Here is a 20,097-nt window from a genome sequence, read left to right as displayed (position 1 = left end):
AAATCGATTTCACACATGACCCGAAGGGGCAGGTGCGAGGCGGCGCGGGTGTCAGTGGCCCGCCGGATCGGGCACGAAAGCCGGAGGCGCGGCCTCGCTGGCGAAGCGCCAGGCGGAGAGATAGGCCAGCTTCACGATCTTCGTCATCTTGGGGTAGTTGATCCGGTCTGCGGTGTCGGTGGTGTGGTGGTAATCGGGATGGAAGCCGGTGTTGAACCACATCGCCGGCACGTCCTTCAGAACGAAGGGAAACTGGTCGCTGCGGAAGAACACGTTCAGCGCGTTCTCGTGGTCGAAGCGGTCGTCGAGATCGAGCCCGACACTGCGATTGGCGGCCTGCACAGTACGGTTGAAGTCCGGGCTGTAGGTCGCGCCGATAAGGTTGAGCCGGTTGGTCGTGTCCTTCGGGATCTCGATCAGGCCCGTGGTCTGGTCGCTTGCCTCCTCGTTGCGTCCGATCATGTCGAAATTGATCATCGCACGAGTCGTCGCGAGCGGGCGCAGCGGGTGCATCGCCATGTAGTAGCTGCCAAGCAGCCCGCGCTCTTCCGCCGCGAACACCGTGAACAGGATCGAGCGCTTCGGTTTCACCGGATTGGCCATGAATGCCCGCGCCAGCGCCACGACGCCCACCGTGCCCGAACCGTTGTCGTCCGCGCCGTGCCAGATCTCCGGTCCCCCATTGCCTGTGGTGCTTCCATCGTGATCGTGGTGCGCGCTGATGATCACCGTTTCGGGCGCCAGCGCCGGGTCCGAACCCGGCAGCAGGCCGACGACATTGGCCGACACGCCGCGCGTGCGTGAGGTATTCTCGAGGTGGAGCGCCACGGAGGTTTCGGCCAGCGCGCGCGATTGCGGCGCGAGGCCGGTGTCGATCGCGCTCTGCAGCGCCTGCGGGGTCATGCCCGCCTTTGCGAGCAGCGCGGCGCCGACGGCATCGGAAACGGTCAGCACCGGAATGCGGAGTTCATCATCGGGCAGCGCCTGGCCCGGCAGCGGGGGGACGCGCCTGGCGCTGCCGCCGATGCGGTTGACGCGCTCGAGGTTGGAGGGATGCTTGCGGTTCGGCTCGGCCACCACCAGCACCGCCAGCGCCCCGTGCGCCTGTGCGTTGAGCGCCTTCACGCGGTTGGTGGCATGGCGCGTGTTGCCGGTCCCGTTGAAGCGCGAGGCGGGGTCGTTCTCCTGCGGCTCGTGCTCGAACACGAGAACGACTTTCCCGCGCACATCGAGGCCCTTGTAGTCGTCATAACCGACGCCGGGCGCGGTAATGCCGTACCCCGCGAAGACGAGCGGGGCCGTCAGGTCCACGTCGTCGCGATAGCCGCCGAGCACGTCGGGCGCCTTCCAGCTCTGCTCGGCGGCGCCGATCCGCAGCGTCAGGCCGTTCGCGGCCGGGTTCGGGCGATACTCGACCAGCGGCACGATCTGGTACCAGCTCGGCGCGCCTTTCGCGTCGGTGGCGCCGGGCTGGAGACCGGCCTTGGCGAACTCGGCGGCGATCCACTGCACGGCGGCGTCATCACCCGGCTGGAGCGACATGCGGCCAAGCAAGGCGTCGGAGGCGAGGAAGGTCAGGTCGGCGCGCAGGTCTGCTTCGCGGATCTGATCGAAGCCGGGCTTCTGCAAGGTCGGAACGGGCGTTGGCTTCACGCCCTCGGCATGGGCCGCGGCAGACAACGCCACCATTCCAAGGGCCACACCCCAGACCGCCTTGCGCATCGCCATCCTCCCCCAAGCAAGGCCGGGGGCTTAAGTTCCGCAATGCGGCATTGTCCATTGGCCCTTGGGGGACTCGCGCTGAATCCCCCGCAGGCTTGCACAATGGACACAGGACAGCGTGGGAGTCAGTTCCCCGCGTCGATCAGCGCCTGCACCTTCTGGTAGAACGCCTCGCGCGCATCACCTTCGGGGCCTTTGGTGGCGCGGGTCCAGTCGGCATTGCTGGCGATCACCAGCCGCCGCTTGGGATCGATGAAAATGCCCTGCCCGAAGATGCCCTGGGCCGCGACCGAGCCGTCGTCATAGGTCCACCACTGGTAGCCATAGCCCTTGCCCGGCTCGCCGATGTCCTTCTGCTTGTGGATCGCGGCCGCAAACCAGTCCGTCGGCACGATCTGCTGCCCGCCCGCATTCCCGTTGGCGAGTACGAACAGTCCCATCCGCGCAAAGTCGCGCGTCGCGGCCTGCAGGCAACACCCGGCGATCTCGTGCCCGGTCTTGCCGAGCAGCCATGTCGCCTTGGCTTCCATGCCCGCCGGCTTCCAGATCTTCTCCTCGAGGTACTGCGCCAGCGGCTTCTTCGTGGCCGACGAGACCAGCACGCCGATCAGGTTGGTCTCGCCCGTGTTGTAGTGCCACACCGTGCCCGGCGGATGCGCGCGGGGGAGCTTGCGCATATAGCTCACCGTCGCGTCCATTCCCTTTTCGGGTTCTGCATTGTTAAACATCGCGACGTCGGCCTTGGGATCCTCGTAATCCTCGTTCCAGCGCACGCCCGAACTCATCGTGAGCAGCTGCGCCACGCTGACGTCGTCATAGGCCGAGCCCTTGAGGTCCGGGATGTACTGGCTGACCTTGTCATCAAGGCTCTTGATGTAGCCATCCTTGATCGCTGCACCGACCAGCGTGGAAGTGAACGACTTCGCCACCGAGAAGCTCGTCCACCGCCCCTTGGCATCGAAGCCGAGCCCGTAGCGCTCCAGCCGGACCTTGCCGTCCTGCACGATCACCAACCCCGCCGCGCGCTGGCTCGCCATATAGGCGTCGATCCCGGGCACATTCAGCGGCTTGCCGGGCGACAGCGGCAGCGGATGATCCGAAGGCGCGATCTCGCGCGCCTCCGCCAGCACCGGCAGCCGGTCCATCGCCCGGAACGCCGCATCGCGCTGCGGGATCGTCCACATCAGCACATCGCGGTTGGTCGGCATGGCCGCGAGCAGTCCCCTCGTCTCCGCATCGAGGCTGGCGTACCAGCCAAGGCCGCCAAGCCCGGCGAGTGCCACCGCGCCGAGAGCCCATGTCCACTTCCGCATCCCTTCCCCCTCGTGTGCTTTGGTTTCAGGGGGAAACTACCGATCCGGAGGCATCTGTCCATGGGCTTGGCGCTTAGGCTGCGGCGTCAGGGCATCGTCCCATAGGCGGCACCCGAACCGGTGAAGCCGACATAGACAACGCCGAAGGTCCGCTTGTCGCCATCGATGGTCGAGACGGTGTCAAGGCTCTGGTTCGGATAGCCCATACCCTGCCATGTCGCGCCATTGTCGGCCGAGCGCCAGATGCCGTACTGATCGTTGACGCTCCCCGCGACGTAGATCGCCGCAGGCCCGTCGGCGTTGCGCGGCGCGCCGAACCCGATCGCATGGACCTTGCTGACGGATGCGACCGGCAGCCAGGTCCGCCCGCTGTCCTCGGAGCGCATCAGCGGAATATCCGGATCGCCGTCCAGCTTGCCGGGCGTGAAGAACAGATTGCCGGTCCGGCCCGGCATGGCGACCAGTTTCGCGTTCCAGATAGCCCAGTCTGTAAGCTTGCCCTTGAAGACCTGCTCCCACGTTCGGCCACCATCGTTGGACCGCCACACGCCGGCGTTTTTGCCCGGGGCGTAGGTCGTGGTGTTGAAGGAGGTGTTGACGACATAGAAGCGGTTGCTCACGACCCGGTCGGCCGCAAGGATCTTGCGGTTGAGATAGAAGCCCCCATTCCAACCTGCCGATTCGCCCGGATCGGGTGGCGGGAAACTGGCAAAAGTCCAGGTCTTGCCGAAGTCTCCGGTTGTGGCGGGAACGCCATCGCCCGCCGGCATCCATACAATTCGGCTCGTGTTTGCTGAAACCGCTATGCTGCCGAAGGCGAAGCGATAATCGTCAGCGGGGTTCGACCCCGGCGGCGTCGGCTGGGTGGGAAAGCGCACCCACGAACGGCCACCGTTGAGCGAATAGCCTGACTGGATGTTGAGCCCGTCCCCGCCGCAACAGAACCGGTGGTCCGAGACCGCTGCGGCGAGAAATCCGGTGCGATATGCACTGGCATCGACGTCCCACGCCGAATTGAAGCGACGGGTTGGCCCGCGCCGTGCTGCGAACACGTCGGGTTTGTCCTTGTAGAACAGGCCTTGATCCCACGCCGCGACCACCGGTGCGCCTCCGGGCGGGGCGACGATATCATTCACCACCAGCTGTTCGATGCCGCGGCTTTCCGCGAGCCATCTGATTCCGGTGTCGGTGTCCGCAACGTCCGCTTTCCACACCCCGAAACCCTGCCCGACCCATAGCCGACCTTTCCTGAGGGGGTCGAAACGCACATCTGACGTGGTGAAGAACGCATTGTCCGTCCAGGCGATCCACGGCACGTCGCGCGGTGCCGCCAGGGCATTGGGATAGGTGAGCTTGGTCCAGCTGGCGCCGCCATCAAGGCTGCGGGCTGCCTCGCCCCCGCCGCTGAAAGCATAGATGCGGTTCGCCGAGGTGGGGTCCACCGTCACGGCCCGGGCATTGACCGTCGCACCGAGATCGCGCCAGCCCGAGCCTTCACGGCGCCAGACTTTGCCGCTTTCCTCGTCGGTCACGAGCAGCCGTCCCCCAAGGTCGACATCGCCGCGCGCGAGGTAGCTGGGCGAGGCGTTGCCGTTTGCGATCTGCTGCCAGCTGGCGCCGCCATCTCGCGATTGCCAGATGCCGTTCTTCCAGGAGCCGGCGTAGATGATCCGCGTAAGGCCGGCGCTCGCCCCGCTCCTCCCATCGAACAGGATGGAAATGCCCGCGCCTGCATCGGTCACCTTGCCGTCGGCGTTTCTGGCGTGGAAGCCGACAGGAACAGCGGCGATGGTGGTCCATGTCGCGCCGCCATCGACCGAGCGGCGCAGGCCGTCGTCGCGCGTGCCGACATAGAGAACGTCCGGGTTCACCGGGTCGACCGCGACCTTGTAGCTGATGTCCCGGTAGCTGTCGTTGGCGTTGCTGGCAGCCGTGCCGAACCCGGCCAGCCGCGTGAAGCTCACGCCCTTGTCATCGCTGCGGTAGAGCCGGTCGTTGAAGAACAGGTAGACGCGGTTGGCGTCGCTCGGTGCGAACACCGCATCGACCGCGCCGACCCCGGTGACATGGCGGTCCTCCACCGGCATCGATGCCGTCGTGACAAGCTGCGCCCAGGCATTGCCGCGCCAGATATAGGCACCGTAGGTGTCGGTGCGGACGATGCGGTCGATGCCGTTGGGGTGAAGGTTGATCCCGACGATGTAGCCGCCGCCGCCGATTGCCAGCGGCTTCCACACCGCATTCGCCGGAGATGTCTGCACCGTCTGGGCAGCGGCAGGTGCCGCATACCCGGAAGCGCACAGGGCGGCCGCCGCCGCCATGAGCCCAAAGCCCGCATATCGCATGAATTTTCTCCATCGACAGGTCCCCGTACCCGCGCCGGGACGATCAGACGTTGTCATGGATCAAGCTATTACTGCGTGCTTAAGACAGGTCTGCTGAGCCTTGTTAAACTGATATTAGGCGTAATCTGGATCTATTTCTACCGTTAGATACTTGAACATGAACCATCGGCATAGAAAAAGGGGCCGGAAGGTTTCCCCTCCGGCCCCGTTTTCTTCCGTAACTGCCTGAGGGCGCGGACTTAGAAGTCCATGCCGCCCATGCCGCCCATGCCGCCACCCATCGGAGGCATCGCGGGCTTGTCTTCCGGCTTCTCGATGATCGCGGCTTCCGTCGTGATCAGCAGGCCGGCGACCGAAGCGGCATCCTGCAGCGCGGTGCGCACGACCTTGGTCGGGTCGATCACGCCGGCGGCCTTCAGGTTTTCATAGGTGTCGGTCGCGGCGTTGAAGCCCTGGGTCTCGTCGCCTTCGCGCAGCAGGTTGCCCGAAACGACCGCGCCGTCGTGGCCGGCGTTTGCGGCGATCTGGCGAACCGGGGCCATGATCGCCTTCCGGACGATGTCGATGCCCTTGGTCTGGTCGTCGTTGGCGCCCTTGAGGCCGGTGAGGACCTTGGTCGCGTAGAGCAGAGCGGTACCGCCGCCGGGGACGATGCCTTCCTCGACCGCAGCGCGGGTGGCGTGAAGCGCGTCGTCAACGCGGTCCTTGCGCTCCTTGACTTCGACTTCCGAAGCGCCGCCAACCTTGATCACGGCCACGCCGCCAGCAAGCTTGGCAAGACGCTCCTGCAGCTTCTCGCGGTCGTAGTCGCTGGTGGTGACTTCGATCTGGGCGCGGATCTGCTCGACGCGGGCCTTGATCTCGTCGGCCGAACCGGCGCCGTCGACGATCGTGGTGTTGTCCTTGTCGATGGTGACCTTCTTGGCCTGGCCGAGCATCGGGAGCGTGACGCTCTCGAGCTTGATGCCGAGGTCTTCGGAGATCATTTCGCCGGCGGTCAGCGTGGCGATGTCGCCCAGCATGGCCTTGCGGCGATCACCGAAGCCCGGAGCCTTGACGGCCGCAACCTTGAGGCCGCCGCGCAGCTTGTTGACGACGAGCGTGGCGAGCGCCTCACCCTCGATGTCCTCGGCGATGATGAGGAGCGGACGGCCCGTCTGCACCACGGCCTCGAGCACCGGCAGCATCGCCTGGAGCGACGAGAGCTTCTTCTCGTGGATGAGGATGTAGGGGCTGTCGAGCTCGACGGTCATCTTGTCCGGGTTGGTGATGAAGTACGGCGAGAGGTAGCCGCGGTCGAACTGCATGCCTTCGACGACATCGAGTTCGAACTCGAGGCCCTTGGCTTCCTCGACGGTGATCACGCCTTCCTTGCCGACCTTGTCCATCGCTTCGGCAATCTTCTGGCCGACTTCGACGTCGCCGTTGGCCGAGATGATGCCGACCTGGGCAATTTCAGCAGACCCTGCGACCGGGGTCGAACGGCCCTTGAGGTCTTCGACGACCTTGCTGACCGCGAGGTCGATGCCGCGCTTGAGGTCCATCGGGTTCATGCCCGCGGCAACCGCGGTCATGCCTTCGCGCACGATCGCCTGGGCGAGCACGGTCGCGGTGGTGGTGCCGTCACCGGCGAGGTCGTTGGTCTTCGAGGCCACCTCGCGCAGCATCTGCGCGCCCATGTTCTCGAACTTGTCCTTGAGCTCGATTTCCTTGGCGACCGAAACACCGTCCTTGGTGATGCGGGGCGCGCCGAAGCTCTTGTCGATCACGACGTTGCGGCCCTTGGGGCCCAGCGTGACCTTGACGGCGTCAGCGAGGATGTCGACGCCGCGCAGAATGCGTTCGCGGGCGTCGCGGCCGAACTTTACGTCCTTGGCAGCCATGATGGTTTCCTTTGAATAAGAAGAAGGTGGGGAAGAAGGCTGGCTGAAATCAGCCGATCACGCCGAGGATGTCGGCTTCCTTCATGATCAGCAGGTCTTCGCCGCCGACCTTGACTTCGGTGCCCGACCACTTGCCGAACAGGACGCGGTCACCGACCTTGACGTCGAGCGGGGTGACGGTGCCGTTCTCCGAACGGGCGCCCGAACCGATCGCCACGATCTCGCCCTCGGCGGGCTTTTCCTTGGCGCTGTCGGGGATGATGATGCCGCCGGCGGTCTTTTCCTCGGCTTCGACACGGCGCACGAGCACGCGGTCGTGCAGCGGACGGAAGGTCATGGGTATCTCCCTTGTTCCATGATACTGAAATGGCACTTGGCACTCTCGGGTAGAGAGTGCCAGCGCCGCGGATATGGGTGGGGGGCGAAGGGGCGTCAACCTCCCCACGCAAGATTCTTTAGGAGGGGAGGAGTCCCAGCCGGGCACGGCGGTACCAGCGCAAGAGGAGCAGCGCGGCGACCACGACGAGTCCGACTGCGAGCCCGATCCACACACCCAGGCCCTGCAGCGGCGTCATCAGGCCCAGCCACAGCGCGGTGCCGATGCCCGGGATCCAGTAGCCGAACAGGGCGATACCCATCGGCACGCGCGTGTCCTGCAGGCCCCGTAGCAGCGCTGCACCGACAGCCTGCGCGCCGTCGAATATCTGGAACGCCGCAGCGACCACCATGTACTGCGTCGCCAGCTGGACAAGCCGGGCGTTGGCGGGGGCTGCCGGGTCGATGTAGGCGGCAAGGATCAGGTTGGGGAACACCAGCATCAGCGTCGCCATCGCCGCCATGAAACCGATGCCGAGGACAAGCGCGACCTGCCCCGCACGGGTGATCGCGGTTCTGTCGCGCGCGCCATAGGCAAGGCCGACGCGGATCGTCGCCGCCTGCGCGATGCCGAATGGCACCTGGAACGTGAACGCGGCGAACTGCAGCGCGACGGTGTGCGCGGCAAGCTCCACTTCGCCGATGCGGCCCATCAGGAACGCCGCACCGTTGAACATGCCTGCTTCGGCAATGATCGTCGCGGTGATGGGGATGCCGATGCGCAGCACGTCGACAAAGCGCACCCAGTCGGGCCGCCACCAGCGCCCGCCGAAACGATAGCGCCGCAGTCGCCGGTCGCTGCGGATCACCACGATATAGGCCGCGAGCATGAACAGCCCGGTGACGATGCTCGAGATGGCCGAGCCGGTGAGGCCAAGCGCAGGCATGCCGAAGTGGCCGAACACGAACGTGTAGTTGCCCAGCGCGTTGACGCCCACCGCCAGTCCGTTGATCACGGTGCCGATCATCGGGCGGCCGAGGGTCGAGACGACGGTGCGCAAGAGCGCCGAAAGCACGGCAGGGATCATCGCCCACATCAGCACGCCGAGGAACGGCACGGCGAGCGCGATGACATCTTCGCTCTGCCCGGTGAGGCGCATGATCGGGCCGCCCAGGATGCAGATGCCCATCGCTCCTGCACCGGCGATGACACCTGCCCAACCGGCCATGCGCACGGTGCGGCGCACTTCGCGCACGGCATGTTTGCGTGCACCGATTTCGGCAGCGATCAGCGGCGAGGCCGCGCCGACCAGGCCGGTCAGGCTCCAGATGAGGAGACCGAACAGCGAGACCGAGAGCGCCGAGGCCGCGAGCGCCACCGGGCCGAGCCGCGCGACGAAGATCACATCGACCGCCCAAACCGCCATCTGCAGCAGGTTCGCGCCCACCAGCGGCGCAGCGAGGTGCAGCGTCGCGCGCCATTCATCGCGCCAGCGGGTGGGTGGGTTCTCGAACATGCCCGCGCCATAGGCGGGGAACGCCGAAACGGGAAGGGCAGACCTGCGGGCCTGCCCGTCAGGCCCTGGCGTCGGTCAGACCTTGCGCCGCCCGAACGCCGGTCTCGCCGGCTGTGCCGGTGCTTCCGGCTCCGCCGTTTTGGCTTCGGCGGGCTCAGGTTGCTGGCTGCGATTGGCCATGTAGCGGGCAATCATCGCATCGGGATCGAAATCGGGATCGGATGCGGCCTCTTCGTCATCCCAGCGCGACGCGCCCGGCTTGCGCGGAGCGGCTGCGCTCGCCTGCCCGGCCATGAAGCGGACCAGCTTGAACAGCAACGGCACGCAGAACAGCAGCCCGACTACGGTCAGGCCGAACTTGGTCGAGACGAAATCGCGGTTCTGGCTCAGGCTCAGAAAGTCATACCGCGCGTCGACCGAGTCGAAGTAGTAGACCATGCCGAAGCAGTAACCGACCGGGATCAGCATCCCGATCCAGCTCAGCGAAAATCCGCCGCCCGATTGTCGCTTTGCCATGAACGTCCGCCTCTCAGCCGATCTCGCGGCGCGTGATACGGCCAAGACGTTCAAAAATAGCTTAAACTCTTGCGACCCGAACGAAAAAGGGCGGACCTTGCGGCCCGCCCCCTTCGTTGCCTGATGGCAATCGAGATTACTTGATCTCGACGGTGCCGCCAGCGGCTTCGATCTTGGCCTTGATGTCTTCGGCTTCGGCCTTGTTGACACCTTCCTTGATCGCCTTCGGAGCGGCTTCCACCAGCGCCTTGGCTTCGGTGAGGCCCAGGTTGGTGATCGCGCGGACTTCCTTGATGACCTGGATCTTCTTGCCGCCGTCGCCGGTCAGGATGACGTCGAATTCGGTCTTCTCTTCGACCGGAGCAGCAGCTTCGCCGCCGCCAGCGGGGGCAGCAACGGCAACGGCAGCAGCGGCGCTGACGCCCCATGCTTCTTCGAGGGCCTTGGCGAGGTCAGCGGCTTCGAGAACGGTGAGCTTCGAAAGTTCGGCAACGAGGTTGGCGATATCAGCCATGATGTTTCACTCCTGAAATGATGTGCCCAAAACGGGCGAATGATTGGAAAAGCAGTCCGAAGATTGAATGCGCTTACGCGGCGTCCTTCTCGGCATAGGCAGCGAAGACGCGGGCCAGCTTGGCCGCCGGAGCGGTCGAGAGCTGGGCGATCTTGGTCGCCGGAGCCTGAATGAGGCCGATGAGCTTGGCGCGCATCTCGTCGAGCGAGGGCATCGTGGCGAGCGCCTTGATACCATCGGCGTTGAGAACGACGCTGCCCATTGCACCGCCAACGATTTCGAGCTTGTCGTTGGTCTTGGCGAATTCGACGACGACCTTGGCGGCCGCAACCGGATCCGCCGAGGCGGCAATGCCGGTGGGACCGGTGAAGAGGTCAGTCATGCCCTCGTACGCGGTGCCCTTGGCGGCAATCTTGGCCAGACTGTTCTTCGCAACCTTGAACGAAGCGCCCGCCTCGCGGACCTTGATGCGCAGGGCGGTGGACTGGGCCACCGTCAAGCCGAGGTTGCGGGTGACAACCACCGCGCCTGCCTCGTTGAACACCTCGGTCAGGAAGGCGACCGATTCGGCTTTCTGCGAACGATCCATGCCATACTCCTTCACAAATGGTCGAACGAGGCGAACCCCGGACGACCGGCTACGTTTGTCCATGGCACCAGCGGCACCGCGGGCGAGTCCGTAAGAGTGGGGAAGGAGAACGCGCCGATTGGCGCGTCGGGCCATGGTGTTCCACTCCGGGAGCGGACCATCAGGCCTGTGGGGCGCGTAAAGCACCCGAAATCTCTTTTCCCCGTCTAGGCTGGCAATTAAGCGGGAAGCCCGCACCAGCTGTCTCGGACGGATGATCCGCCGGGCAAGCCCAGCGGGTCGGGCGGCGCATTGGCGGAAGTGGGGCGAAGAGTCAAGCAAGGGCGGCGAAACCGACGCAAGGCGGGGCCGTTTCGATTGACAGAGCGCCCCTATGCACCTATCTGCCGCGTCTCACCCGCCACTTCGAGCAAGGCCGTCCCATACGCGGGGGAAGGCTCAGGAAGGAAGCGGTTCGGGTTTCGTCTGACGCGATGATGCCAGTTGCCACCGGGAATCCGCTTGGAATCCATGGGTGGCGCTTGGCGTTTCGTGTTCAGCCGCCACACGCCGCGTGTGGTTTCCGCCGGGTGTCCTGCCCGGCACGCAATGACAAGAGGCTGATCCTTTCATGGCAACCAAGGCAACTCCTTCGGCCAAGCCGGCCCGCGCCGGTCTGAAGAAGCGCATCCGCAAGATCTTCGGCGACATCCACGAAGTGGTGCAGATGCCGAACCTGATCGAGGTCCAGCGCGAAAGCTACGAGCAGTTCCTGCGCTCCGATCCGACGACCGGCTACGTCTCGGGCCTCGAAAAGACGCTGCGCTCGGTCTTCCCGATCCAGGATTTCGCCGGCACCGCCAGTCTCGATATCAAGGAGCGCGACGGCTATGTGCTCGAGGCGCCGAAGTACGACGTCAACGAGTGCCGCCAGCGCGGGATCACGTATGCCGCGCCGATGAAGGTCACGCTCAAGCTGGCGACCTTCGAGGTCGACAGCGAGACCGAGACCAAGAGCCTCATCGATATCAAGGAGCAGGACGTCTACATGGGCGACATCCCGCTCATGACCGACAATGGCACCTTCATCATCAACGGGACCGAGCGCGTCATCGTCAGCCAGATGCACCGCTCGCCGGGCGTCCTGTTCGACCATGACCGCGGCAAGACGCATTCCTCGGGCAAGTATCTGTTCGCCGCGCGCGTCATTCCCTACCGCGGTTCGTGGCTCGATTTCGAGTTCGACGCCAAGGACATCGTCAACGTCCGTATCGACCGCAAGCGCAAGCTGCCGGTCACGGCGCTGCTCTATGCGCTGGGCCTCAACGGCGAGCAGATCCTCGACTTCTTCTACGACAAGGTGAGCTGGGCGCGCGCCGAGGGCGGCTGGAAGGTGCCCTTCGTACTCGACCAGTGGCGCGGCGCGAAGCCGGCGTTCGACATCGTCGATGCCGCTTCGGGCGAAGTCGTGTTCCCCGCCGGCACCAAGATTTCCCCTCGCGCTGCCAACAAGGCGGCCAAGGACGGCCTTGCCAACCTGCTGATCCCGACCGAGGAAATCTTCGGCCGCTATGCCGCCAAGGACCTCATCGACGAGAGCACCGGCCGCATCTGGATCGAAGCGGGCGACGAAGTTTCGCCTGAGAACCTCGAAGTGCTCGACCGCGCCGGCGTCGACGTGCTCGAACTGCTCGACATCGACCACGTGAACACCGGTCCGTGGATCCGCAACACGATGAAGGCCGACAAGGCCGAGGACCGCGACCAGGCGCTCTCGGACATCTACCGCGTCATGCGCCCCGGCGAACCGCCGACGCGCGAGACCGCGGAAGCGCTGTTCGACGGCCTGTTCTTCGATCCGGACCGCTACGACCTTTCGGCGGTGGGCCGCGTCAAGCTCAACATGCGCCTCGGCCTCGATTGCCCGGACACCATCACCACGCTGCGCACCGAGGATATCCTCGCCGTGGTCAAGGAGCTGGTGAACCTCAAGGACGGCAAGGGCGAGGTTGACGACATCGACAACCTCGGCAACCGCCGCGTGCGTTCGGTGGGCGAACTGCTCGAGAACCAGTACCGCGTCGGCCTGCTGCGCATGGAACGCGCGGTGAAGGAGCGCATGAGCTCGGTCGATGTCTCGACCGTGATGCCGAACGACCTGATCAACGCGAAGCCCGCCGTGGCCGCGGTGCGCGAGTTCTTCGGTTCCTCGCAGCTCTCGCAGTTCATGGACCAGACCAACCCGCTCTCGGAAGTCACCCACAAGCGCCGCGTTTCGGCGCTCGGGCCGGGCGGCCTCACCCGCGAGCGCGCCGGCTTCGAAGTCCGCGACGTGCACCCGACGCACTATGGCCGCATCTGCCCGATCGAAACGCCGGAAGGCCCGAACATCGGTCTGATCAACTCGCTCTCGACCTTCGCGCGCGTCAACAAGTACGGCTTCATCGAAACGCCGTACCGCAAGATCATCGACGGCAAGGTCACCGGCGAGGTGATCTACCTCTCGGCGATGGAAGAGCAGAAGCACACCGTGGCGCAGGCCTCGGCCGAGCTCAACGCGGACGGTTCGTTCGCCGAAGAGCTTGTCTCGGCGCGGCAGAACGGTGAATTCGTCATGGCCCCGCGCGAGCAGATCACGCTGATGGACGTTTCGCCCAAGCAGCTCGTCTCGGTCGCCGCCTCGCTCATTCCGTTCCTCGAAAACGACGACGCCAACCGCGCGCTGATGGGCTCGAACATGCAGCGCCAGGCGGTGCCGCTGGTCAAGGCCGACGCGCCGTTCGTGGGCACCGGCATGGAAGAGACCGTGGCGCGCGATTCCGGCGCGGCGATCTCGGCGCTGCGTTCGGGCGTGGTCGATCAGGTCGACGCGACCCGTATCGTGATCCGCGCCTCGGGCGATATCGAACCCGGCCAGTCGGGCGTCGATATCTACCGCCTGCAGAAGTTCGAGCGTTCGAACCAGTCGACCTGCATCAACCAGCGTCCGCTGGTGAAGGTGGGCGATCTGATCGAAAAGGGCACGATCATTGCCGACGGTCCCTCGACCGAGTTCGGCGAGCTCGCGCTCGGCCGCAACGTGCTCGTCGCGTTCATGCCGTGGAATGGCTACAACTACGAAGACTCGATCCTGATCAGCGAACGCATCGTCAAGGAAGACGTCTTCACCTCGATCCACATCGAGGAGTTCGAAGTCATGGCCCGCGATACCAAGCTCGGGCCGGAAGACATCACCCGCGACATCCCGAACGTCGGCGAGGAAGCCCTGCGCAACCTCGACGAGGCGGGCATCGTCTACATCGGCGCCGAAGTGCACCCGGGTGACATCCTCGTCGGCAAGATCACGCCGAAGGGCGAAAGCCCGATGACGCCGGAAGAAAAGCTCCTCCGCGCGATCTTCGGCGAAAAGGCGAGCGACGTGCGCGACACCTCGCTGCGTCTGCCCCCGGGCGTTTCGGGCACGATCGTCGACGTCCGCGTGTTCAACCGCCACGGCATCGAGATCGACGACCGTACCCGCGCGATCCAGAACGAGGAAATCGAACGCCTGGCCAAGGACCGCGAGGACGAGCGTGCGATCCTCAACCGCGCCACCTTCAACCGCCTGCGCGAAATGCTGCTGGGTCAGGTCTCGGCTGCCGCTCCGAAGGGCGTCAAGAAGGGCGAGGAAATCACCGAGCAGGTGCTCGCCGATGTCGAGCGCCACGAGTGGTGGAAGTTCGCGCTTGCCGACGATGCGCGCCAGCAGCAGCTGGAAGCAGTCAAGGCGCAGTACGACACCGCGGTGAAGGCGATCCAGGAGAAGTTCGAGGACCGCAAGGAAAAGCTCGAGCGCGGTGATGAACTGGCGCCCGGCGTGCTCAAGATGGTCAAGGTCTTCGTCGCGGTGAAGCGCAAGCTGCAGCCGGGCGACAAGATGGCCGGCCGTCACGGCAACAAGGGCATCATCAGCCGCATCCTGCCGCAGGAAGACATGCCGTTCCTCGAGGACGGCACGCCGGTCGACTTCGTGCTCAACCCGCTGGGCGTGCCTTCGCGCATGAACGTCGGGCAGATCTTCGAAACCCACCTCGGCTGGGCCGCGCGCGGCCTCGGCAAGCGGATCGGTGCGGCGCTCGATGCGTGGCGCGAGGCCAACCCGAACCCCGAAGCCGGCTCGCCGCCCGAAGCGGTGCGCGAACTGCTGACCGAGATCTACGGCGACAACTACTCCGCCGAGATCGCGGCGCGCACCGACGAGCAGATCATCGACTTCGCCCAGTCGGTCCGCGCAGGCGTGCCGATGGGCTCGCCGGTGTTCGACGGCGCGGTGGAAAAGGACGTGACCGACATGCTGCGTCTGGCCGGGCTCGATGAATCGGGTCAGGTCACGCTGTTCGACGGCCGCACCGGTGAGGCGTTCGACCGCAAGGTCACGGTTGGCATGAAGTACGTGCTCAAGCTCCACCACCTTGTCGACGACAAGATCCACGCGCGTTCGATCGGGCCCTACAGCCTCGTCACCCAGCAGCCGCTGGGCGGCAAGGCGCAGTTCGGCGGCCAGCGCTTCGGCGAAATGGAGGTCTGGGCGCTGCAGGCCTATGGCGCGGCTTATACGCTGCAGGAAATGCTCACGGTGAAGTCCGACGACGTGGTCGGCCGCACCAAGGTCTACGAAGCGATCGTCAAGGGCGACGACACCTTCGAGGCCGGCATTCCCGAAAGCTTCAACGTGCTCGTCAAGGAAATGCGCAGCCTCGGCCTCAACGTCGAACTCTCCTCGCTCGATGATAACGACGACGAGGACGGCATGCCGATGGCGGCGGAGTAAGCAATGGCGACCCCAACAAGCCCGATGTCAAGACGTCTGACTGCCTCCAAGGTGGCAATGGTTTTCTTGTCGGCATGGGGCATGTTGAGGGTTGCAATGGCCATCCACGATCATGGCTTGATGTTTAGCAGTGATCTCGGAGATGGCCTTGTCTTCGCATCGATAGGCATGGGCCAACTGATCTGGGGCAGTCGAAGATTTCCCGCCAGCGATCAGTCCAACTAATTCCCACCCCTAGAGGGAAGAACTCATGAACGACCTGACCAAGTTCACCAACCAGATCGCCAAGCCCGAGACCTTCGACCAGATCCAGATCGGTCTGGCGAGCCCCGAGCGCATCCGCAGCTGGTCCTTCGGCGAGATCAAGAAGCCGGAAACGATCAACTACCGCACGTTCAAGCCCGAGCGTGACGGCCTGTTCTGCGCGCGCATCTTCGGCCCGGTGAAGGACTACGAGTGCCTCTGCGGCAAGTACAAGCGCATGAAGTACAAGGGCGTCGTCTGCGAAAAGTGCGGCGTCGAAGTCACCGTCACCAAGGTGCGCCGCGAGCGCATGGGCCACATCGAACTGGCCGCCCCGGTCGCGCACATCTGGTTCCTGAAGTCGCTGCCCAGCCGCATCGGCCTGCTGCTCGACATGCAGCTCAAGCAGCTTGAGCGCATCCTCTACTTCGAAAGCTACGTCGTGATCGAGCCGGGCATCACCCCGCTCGAGCGCTACCAGCTCCTCACCGAAGACGAACTGCTCGACGCGCAGGACGAGTACGGTGAAGACGCGTTCTCGGCCGGGATCGGTGCCGAGGCGGTCAAGCAGATGCTGATGGACCTCGACCTCGAGCAGGAACGCAAGGACCTGATGGAGGAGCTCGCCACCACCAAGAGCGAGCTCAAGCCCAAGAAGATCATCAAGCGCCTCAAGGTCGTGGAATCGTTCATCGATTCGGGCAACCGCCCCGAATGGATGATCCTCGACGTGATCCCGGTCATCCCGCCCGAACTGCGCCCGCTGGTGCCGCTCGATGGTGGCCGCTTCGCGACCTCGGACCTCAACGACCTCTACCGTCGCGTCATCAACCGCAACAACCGCCTGAAGCGCCTGATCGAACTGCGCGCGCCCGACATCATCGTGCGCAACGAAAAGCGCATGCTGCAGGAAGCGGTCGACGCGCTGTTCGACAACGGCCGCCGCGGCCGCATCATCACCGGCGCCAACAAGCGTCCGCTGAAGTCGCTGTCCGACATGCTCAAGGGCAAGCAGGGCCGCTTCCGCCAGAACCTGCTTGGCAAGCGCGTCGACTATTCGGGCCGTTCGGTCATCGTGACCGGTCCCGAACTCAAGCTGCACCAGTGCGGCCTGCCCAAGAAGATGGCGCTCGAGCTGTTCAAGCCGTTCATCTACGCCCGCCTCGATGCCAAGGGTCTCTCGATGACCCTCAAGCAGGCCAAGAAGTGGGTCGAGAAGGAGCGCAAGGAAGTCTGGGACATCCTCGACGAGGTGATCCGCGAGCACCCGGTGATGCTGAACCGCGCGCCGACGCTCCACCGCCTCGGCATTCAGGCGTTCGAGCCGGTGCTGATCGAAGGCAAGGCGATCCAGCTGCACCCGCTCGTCTGCTCGGCGTTCAACGCCGACTTCGACGGGGACCAGATGGCCGTCCACGTGCCGCTTTCGCTGGAAGCCCAGCTCGAAGCGCGCGTGCTGATGATGTCGACCAACAACATCCTCTCGCCCGCGAACGGCAAGCCGATCATCGTGCCCTCGCAGGACATGGTGCTGGGCCTCTACTACCTCTCGATGGACCGCAAGGGCGAGCCGGGCGAGGGCATGATGCTGGCCGACATGGCCGAAGTGCATCAGGCGCTCTATGCCGGGGCCGTGACGATGCACTCGAAGATCATCGCGCGCGTGCCCCAGACCGACGAGAACGGCAAGCAGTACCTCAAGCGTTATGAAACGACGCCGGGCCGCATGCTCATCGGCGAGTGCCTCCCCAAGAGCCACACGGTGCCCTTCGAGCTGGTCAACCGCCTGCTCACCAAGAAGGAAATCGCCGACGTCATCGACCAGGTCTATCGCCACACCGGCCAGAAGGACACGGTGCTGTTCGCCGACGCGATCATGGCGCTGGGCTTCCGCAACGCGTTCAAGGCGGGCATCTCGTTCGGCAAGGACGACATGATCATCCCCGACAGCAAGGACGCGCTGGTGGCGGAGACCAAGGAACTGGTCGCCGACTACGAGCAGCAGTACCAGGACGGCCTGATCACCCAGCAGGAAAAGTACAACAAGGTGATCGACGCCTGGAGCCGCTGCGGCGATCAGGTCGCGGCTGCCATGATGGACGAGATCCGCGCCACCCCGATGGACGAGCATGGCCGCGAGAAGCCGGTCAACTCGATCTACATGATGAGCCACTCGGGCGCGCGTGGTTCGCCGACGCAGATGAAGCAGCTTGCCGGCATGCGCGGCCTTATGGCCAAGCCGTCGGGCGAGATCATCGAAACCCCGATCATCTCGAACTTCAAGGAAGGTCTGACCGTCCTTGAATACTTCAACTCGACCCACGGCGCCCGCAAGGGTCTCGCGGACACCGCGCTGAAGACCGCGAACTCGGGTTACCTCACCCGCCGTCTGGTCGACGTGTCGCAAGACTGCGTCGTCACCGTCGACGATTGCGGCACCGAGCGCGCGCTCGAAATGCGCGCGATCGTGCAGGGCGGTTCGACGATCGCCTCGCTCGGCGAGCGCATCCTCGGCCGTACCCTCGCCGAGGACCTGATCGAAGCCAAGACCGGCATCGTGATCTACCCCAAGGGCACCCTGCTCGATGAAGCCGCCGTGGCGCGCATCGAGGCGGCGGGCGTCCAGTCGGCGCGCATCCGCTCGCCGCTGGTCTGCGCGGCGCAAGTCGGCGTCTGCGGCACCTGCTACGGGCGTGATCTCGCGCGCGGTACGCCGGTCAACATCGGTGAGGCGGTCGGCGTCATCGCGGCGCAGTCGATCGGCGAGCCGGGCACGCAGCTCACCATGCGCACGTTCCACATCGGCGGTGCGGCGCAGGTGAACGAGCAGTCGAACCTCGAATCGCTGTGCGACGGTACGGTCGTGTATCGCGACATCCCGACGATCACGGACTCGCGTGGCCGCCGCCTCAGCCTTGCCCGCAACGGCGAGATCGTGGTGATGGACACCGAAGGTCGCGAGCGCGCGATGCACCGCGTCCCCTATGGTACGCACCTGCTGCACGAGAACGGCGCCACCGTGAAGCAGGGCGAACGCCTTGCCGAGTGGGACCCGTTCACGCTGCCGGTGATCACCGACAAGCCGGGCGTGGTGCGCTATCAGGACCTCATCGACGGCCGCACGCTGACCGAACTGGTCGACGATGCGACCGGCATTGCCCAGCGCGTCGTGACCGAGAACCGGGCCGGCGGGCGCGGCAAGAAGGAAGACCTGCGTCCGCGCCTGACCCTGCTCGACGAGAACTCGGGTGAAACCGCGCGCTATCTGATGGCGCCGGGCACCACGCTGTCGGTCGAGGATGGCCAGACGGTCCAGGCCGGTGACGTGCTGGCGCGCGCCAGCCGCGAAGCCGCCAAGACCCGCGACATCACCGGCGGTCTGCCGCGCGTCGCCGAACTGTTCGAAGCGCGCATCCCGAAGGACAACGCGATCATCGCGAAGATTTCGGGCCGCATCGAATTCGTCCGCGACTACAAGGCCAAGCGCAAGATCGCGATCATCCCCGAGGAAGGCGAACCGGTCGAGTACCTGATCCCCAAGTCGAAGGTGATCGACGTCCAGGAAGGTGACTGGGTCAAGAAGGGCGACAACCTGATCTCGGGCTCGCCCAACCCGCACGACATTCTGGAAGTGCTCGGGGTCGAGGCTCTGGCCGAATACCTCGTCGCGGAAATCCAGGAAGTCTATCGCTTGCAGGGCGTGAAGATCAACGACAAGCACATCGAGGTGATCGTTCGCCAGATGCTGCAGAAGGTCGAGATCACCAATGGCGGCGATACCACGCTGCTGCCCGGCGAGCAGATCGACCTCGAGGAAATGAACGAATACAACGCCAAGCTGGCGCCGGGCATGGTCCCCGCCGAAGGCAAGCCGGTGCTGCTCGGCATCACCAAGGCCTCGCTGCAGACGCGTTCGTTCATCTCGGCGGCCTCGTTCCAGGAGACCACCCGCGTGCTCACGCAGGCGGCGGTCGAGGGCAAGAAGGACTCGCTGATCGGCCTCAAGGAGAACGTGATCGTCGGCCGCCTCATCCCCGCCGGTACCGGCGCGGGTATGAACCGCCTGCGCGTCGCGGCGACCAGCCGTGATGCAGCGCTGCGGGCCTCCTATCGCAAGCTCCAGGAATCGCTCATCGCGCCCAGCTCCGCGGCCGAAGAGCATGCCGCTGAGCTGGCACAGGGCCCCGAAGCCGCGATCGGCGACGATCCGCTCGCGGCGGTCGAGGGCGAGACCCATGGTCTCGACGCCGATGCCGGTGATTACCTGATCGAGGGTGACGAGGCCTGATCGGCTGAGTTCACTCTGCGGAGACACCTGAAACCCCGTCGGCCTCGGCCGGCGGGGTTTTTG

11 protein-coding genes are annotated in these 20,097 nt (G+C 65.1%); 2 read left to right on the top strand and 9 right to left on the bottom strand.

Annotated elements, in window-relative coordinates; all coding sequences use genetic code 11:
• Positions 1 to 51: 51 nt before the first annotated feature.
• The 9 genes from NDB2M1_RS13560 to rplJ all read right to left on the bottom strand — a co-directional run bounded on the left by NDB2M1_RS13560 (position 52) and on the right by rplJ (position 10,714).
• Positions 52 to 1,728, bottom strand: a complete 1,677-nt coding sequence (locus NDB2M1_RS13560; protein ID WP_253185880.1) for a M28 family peptidase — start codon at positions 1,726 to 1,728, stop codon at positions 52 to 54.
• Between the two features lie 119 nt (positions 1,729 to 1,847).
• Positions 1,848 to 3,035 carry a serine hydrolase domain-containing protein gene (locus NDB2M1_RS13555; RefSeq protein ID WP_072383068.1) on the bottom strand — a complete coding sequence of 396 codons (1,188 nt, stop codon included), beginning with the start codon at positions 3,033 to 3,035 and terminating at the stop codon, positions 1,848 to 1,850.
• 86 nt (positions 3,036 to 3,121) lie between these two features.
• Positions 3,122 to 5,380, bottom strand: a complete 2,259-nt coding sequence (locus NDB2M1_RS13550; RefSeq protein ID WP_143146756.1) for a beta propeller repeat protein — start codon at positions 5,378 to 5,380, stop codon at positions 3,122 to 3,124.
• A 239-nt stretch (positions 5,381 to 5,619) separates the two neighbouring features.
• Positions 5,620 to 7,263 carry a chaperonin GroEL gene (gene groL / locus NDB2M1_RS13545; RefSeq protein ID WP_054122585.1) on the bottom strand — a complete coding sequence of 548 codons (1,644 nt, stop codon included), beginning with the start codon at positions 7,261 to 7,263 and terminating at the stop codon, positions 5,620 to 5,622.
• Positions 7,264 to 7,312: 49 nt separating this feature from the next.
• Positions 7,313 to 7,600, bottom strand: coding sequence for a co-chaperone GroES (gene groES, locus NDB2M1_RS13540; protein ID WP_072383063.1), 288 nt, complete (start codon positions 7,598 to 7,600; stop codon positions 7,313 to 7,315).
• Between the two features lie 118 nt (positions 7,601 to 7,718).
• On the bottom strand, positions 7,719 to 9,095 hold the full coding sequence (locus NDB2M1_RS13535; protein ID WP_072383061.1) for an MATE family efflux transporter: 1,377 nt from the start codon (positions 9,093 to 9,095) through the stop codon (positions 7,719 to 7,721).
• Positions 9,096 to 9,170: 75 nt separating this feature from the next.
• Positions 9,171 to 9,611, bottom strand: coding sequence for a hypothetical protein (locus tag NDB2M1_RS13530; RefSeq protein ID WP_072383059.1), 441 nt, complete (start codon positions 9,609 to 9,611; stop codon positions 9,171 to 9,173).
• Between the two features lie 136 nt (positions 9,612 to 9,747).
• Positions 9,748 to 10,125: a 50S ribosomal protein L7/L12 gene (rplL, locus tag NDB2M1_RS13525; protein ID WP_072383057.1), complete on the bottom strand. Its 378-nt coding sequence runs from the start codon at positions 10,123 to 10,125 to the stop codon at positions 9,748 to 9,750.
• A gap of 73 nt (positions 10,126 to 10,198) precedes the next feature.
• On the bottom strand, positions 10,199 to 10,714 hold the full coding sequence (gene rplJ / locus NDB2M1_RS13520; protein ID WP_072383055.1) for a 50S ribosomal protein L10: 516 nt from the start codon (positions 10,712 to 10,714) through the stop codon (positions 10,199 to 10,201).
• Positions 10,715 to 11,324: 610 nt separating this feature from the next.
• On the opposite strand from rplJ, the gene rpoB reads away from it, so the two are divergent.
• Together rpoB and rpoC are read left to right on the top strand one after the other, a co-directional pair.
• Positions 11,325 to 15,503 (top strand): DNA-directed RNA polymerase subunit beta, encoded by a 4,179-nt coding sequence (gene rpoB / locus NDB2M1_RS13515; protein WP_072383052.1) that lies wholly within the window; start codon positions 11,325 to 11,327, stop codon positions 15,501 to 15,503.
• A 250-nt stretch (positions 15,504 to 15,753) separates the two neighbouring features.
• Positions 15,754 to 20,034: a DNA-directed RNA polymerase subunit beta' gene (gene rpoC / locus NDB2M1_RS13510; protein ID WP_072383050.1), complete on the top strand. Its 4,281-nt coding sequence runs from the start codon at positions 15,754 to 15,756 to the stop codon at positions 20,032 to 20,034.
• Positions 20,035 to 20,097 lie beyond the last annotated feature (63 nt).

This window comes from Novosphingobium sp. NDB2Meth1 (assembly GCF_900117425.1).
Classification (GTDB): domain Bacteria; phylum Pseudomonadota; class Alphaproteobacteria; order Sphingomonadales; family Sphingomonadaceae; genus Novosphingobium.
The sequence above is the reverse complement of the archived record's forward strand: the minus strand, read 5'-3'. Positions and strand labels throughout refer to the sequence as shown.